The 3,554-nt window shown below is 61.3% G+C and carries 3 protein-coding genes; 1 reads left to right on the top strand and 2 read right to left on the bottom strand.

Going from position 1 to position 3,554, the window contains the following annotated elements:
- The first annotated feature begins 639 nt into the window (after window positions 1–639).
- The gene (locus QJT82_RS45160) at window positions 640–1,221 is read left to right on the top strand and encodes a hypothetical protein (protein ID WP_075969370.1); all 582 of its coding nucleotides are present in this window, start codon (window positions 640–642) and stop codon (window positions 1,219–1,221) included.
- A gap of 356 nt (window positions 1,222–1,577) precedes the next feature.
- Here QJT82_RS45160 and QJT82_RS45155 read toward each other — a convergent pair whose 3' ends face one another.
- Both QJT82_RS45155 and QJT82_RS45150 read right to left on the bottom strand, forming a co-directional pair.
- Entirely contained in the window at window positions 1,578–1,832 is a 255-nt protein-coding gene (locus QJT82_RS45155; RefSeq protein WP_016845169.1) for a hypothetical protein, read from the bottom strand.
- Window positions 1,833–2,079: 247 nt separating this feature from the next.
- Window positions 2,080–3,269 (bottom strand): IS3 family transposase gene (locus QJT82_RS45150; RefSeq protein WP_179077445.1). Its coding sequence is split into 2 segments (ribosomal slippage): window positions 2,080–3,020 and window positions 3,020–3,269, totalling 1,191 coding nucleotides; the frame shifts between segments, so codons are not numbered across the junction.
- Window positions 3,270–3,554 lie beyond the last annotated feature (285 nt).

The following is a 3,554-nucleotide window of genomic DNA, read 5'->3' as shown; positions in this document are numbered from 1 at the left end:
TGTTCGTCGTCGTCTTGCTCATAACGGCCCCACCTTCTCAGGAGTTGGGGCCTCCGGCAATCCCGGGGCGGTTCAGACCGTTGCACCTAGAAGCGTTCATTTATCTAGGCTCTCCTCAGCTAAGGTCGTGTCCTATGGCTGTGCGACATCATTGCTTCGCCTGACGAAGTCGCGAGCTCTTACGCGACAAGGTCTTGTCTGAGGATACCGACCCGTTTGTTCAGTGCTCGGCGCAATGCATTGCCCTCACATGTCGTCATCCTGCCAGCAGACCGCTCGGATACACAATCCATCATGACCTCTTGATTCTGGACCAGCGTCATACATTCGATTTGGGCAATGCGCTTCTTAATTTCGGGACGCAAGTTGGCAGTCGTTTTAGACATCGTCAGATCCTGATGCTCCACGGACTCCAGCCCCAACGGCTAACGACGCTTGACGTTACAGCATCAACATCGGATCGGGCTCCTACCTATTCTGGGGGGGCGTGGCTTTCTGGCCCCTCATCCTCTATTCATCACTAGGGCGCCCGAGCTAAAGATGGGCTGAGATCGGTGACGGCGCTAGAAGAGGAGCGCGGCATGTTCGAACAACCACACTTCCATCCTTGCTCAACCGCGGCTCGCATCTGTATTGGCATTGCCAGCCACGATTGATCGCCTGCTGGTCGAGACCAAGATCGCCGCGGCCGGCGGTAAGCGCCGGCGGGTCGGGTTTTATTCGGCGGTGCGCCGTGAAGTGCCGGTCCGGACGTTCAACGACTGGCACGATCCGCCGCCGGGGTTCTGCGAGGTCGACATGGTGGCGCATGGCGGCACATCTGTAGCTGGCTCGTTCATACAGACGTTGACCAGGGTCGATGTCGCGACTGGTTGGACCGAGTGCATGCCACTGGTGACGCGCGAGGGCGGCCTCGTCGTGCGAGCGATGGAGCGCGCACAGAGCCTGTTTCCCTGGGGCATTCGCGGCGCCGACTTCGACAATGGCAGCGCGTTCATGAACGACGTCGTCGTACCCTGGTCGCACGCAAAAGATCGATGTGACACGCTCGCGCCTACAAGAAGAATGATCAGGCTTTCGTCGAGCAGAAGAACGGCGCGGTCGTCGGGCGACTCGTGGGAGACGGTCGGTTCGATGGTGTCGAGACGACGCGCGTACTTGAACGTTTGTATGCTGCATCTCGGCTGCACACCAACTTTTTCCAGCCGTCCTTCAAGCTGAAGGACAAGCGACGCGAGGGCGCGAAGGTGATCAAGCGCTATCATGTTCCAGCCACGCCCCACGAACGAGCACTGGTGCATCCGAGGTTAAGCAAGCTCGTCAAACGGCGTCTTCGAGAGCTTTATCGCACGCTCGATCCCGTGGCCCTGTTGGCCGAGATGAGATCCGCTTAGGCGGAGCTCGGCACGCGCGTCGACGCCCGATCGGGCAGGCTCGCGGCAGCAACCCGCCCACCGGCGCCGACAAAAAACGCTGCAGCGTTCGCGAAGAGGCTCGGCAATGACGTGCATCTGGGGGAACAGCGCATCATCCATCGACGCATGCGCAAGCCATACAAAAAGCGCATGAGAATGCCATCAATGCTCGATCCGCACCTCGCCGACATCGAGCGCTGGCTGGAGGCCGAGCCCCGTCTGACTGCGCTGGCAATTCTCGGTCGCCTCGCTGAACAACGCCCCGAACAGTTCGGTCCGCCGCAACACACCATCGTGCAGCGCTTGTTGCGATCGCTCAGATGCAAAGCAGCCGAGACGATCATCCTGCGCACGGTTGAGGGTGCGGCACTGGCCGGTGATCCCGGGATTAGGGCCGCCGCTGCGTGTGATGGGCACTCCGCGACGTCCCCAGTCCCTCCGATCCTCCAAGCAATGACGCAACCTCGGAAGGGTCGACAGTCGGGATTACATCCGTCAAGCGAAAGTAACATCCTCAGGTGAGGCAATACGCCCCTTTGCGTCATGAAGAACTGCCCCCACGATCGGGATTATGATCTCGGTTGAAGGTTGTTTCCGCCGGTGACGGGCCGGAGGGAGGCGGAGCCGACCGGAAAGCCATCACTGGTGACCTTGCCCCCAAGTTTTATCCGGTCCTGAGTTCGCCCCAGCTGTTGGATTTGCCCGGTTGGGCGGTGGTAGCGACGGGAGCTGGCGCGGAGCCCTGGGCATAGCGCAGCGCCAGATCCCGGCGCGGATGGCAGGTGAAGGCGAACTCGGACGGCGTCTTCCATCCGAGCCGCGAGTGCGGCCGTGCGTCGTTGTAATCGGTCCGCCAGCATCGGAGCGCGACGCGGGCCTGGGCCAGCGACGTGAACAGCGTCTCGTTCAACAATTCATCCCGCAGCCGGCCATTGAAGCTCTCGATAAAGGCATTCTGCATGGGTTTGCCCGGCGCAATGTAGTGCCATGCGACGCGGTTCCGATCGGCCCATGTCAGGATGGCGTTGCCGGTGAACTCGCTGCCGTTGTCGCTGACCACCATCTTCGGCTTGCCACGCTCGATCACAAGCGGGTCCAGCTCCCGCGCTACGCGAATGCCGGAGAGCGAGGTGTCTGCCACCAGCGCCAGGCACTCGCGCGTGCAGTCATCGACGACGGTCAGGATGCGGAAGCGGCGGCCGTCCGTGAGCTGATCCGACACGAAGTCGAGCGAACAGCGGTCGTTCGGCGCCATCGGCACCGTCATCGGCGCCCGGGTCCCGATCGCCCGCTTGCGACCGCCAGGGCGGCGCACTGCAAGCTTCTCTTCCCGGTAGAGCCGGAACAGCTTCTTGTGGTTGATCACATAGCCCTCCCGCTTGAGGAGAACGTGCAGGCGCCGATAGCCGAAGCGACGGCGCTCCTGGGCGATCGCCTTCATGCGCTGGCGAACGCCGGCTTCGTCCGCCCGGGTCGTCTGGTATCTCATAGTCATGCGGCAGCAGCCGATGGCTTTACACGCCCGCCGTTCACTCATCCCGAAGGCGCCTCGGAGATGGGCGACAGCTTTCCGCTCGGCTGCGGGCGTCACCATTTCTTTCCCACGAGGTCCTTCAACGCCGCATTGTCCAGCATGGCGTCGGCCAGCAGCCGTTTCAGCCGCGTGTTTTCGTCCTCCAGCGTCTTCAGCCGCTTGGCCTCCGACACCTCCATCCCACCGAACTTGGCCTTCCATTTGTAGATGCTGGCGTCGCTGACGCCATGCTTGCGGCAAAGATCGGCGACCGACACGCCGACCTCATGCTCCTTCAAAATCCCGATGATCTGCTCTTCCGAAAAGCGGCTGCGCTTCATGCTCTGGTCCTTGTCGTGGGCCAGAACGAACTTCAAACTGGATTAAGCTCGAGGGGCAAGGTCACCGGCGGTCGGCGGCTTTATGAGGCCGCTCTTGCGCTTGGCGCAGAGCCGGTATCGAAGTGATCACGACGTACTTCCGCTGAGTACATCAAGCCATTGAATTGTGACGGGGCGCCGGCCACTGCGCCGGCCTCTCGTTTTTGGTCGAATCATTCCGAGTGTGATAAAGTAGATGATCCGAACGATCGAGGCGCAAAGCATGATTGCCATGAGAGTTTTCGA

The organism is Bradyrhizobium sp. Mp19 (genome assembly GCF_029952935.1).
Classification (GTDB): Bacteria; Pseudomonadota; Alphaproteobacteria; order Rhizobiales; family Xanthobacteraceae; genus Bradyrhizobium; species Bradyrhizobium elkanii.
Note: the sequence above shows the minus strand (reverse complement) of the source record. Positions and strands in the feature narration are given on the sequence as shown.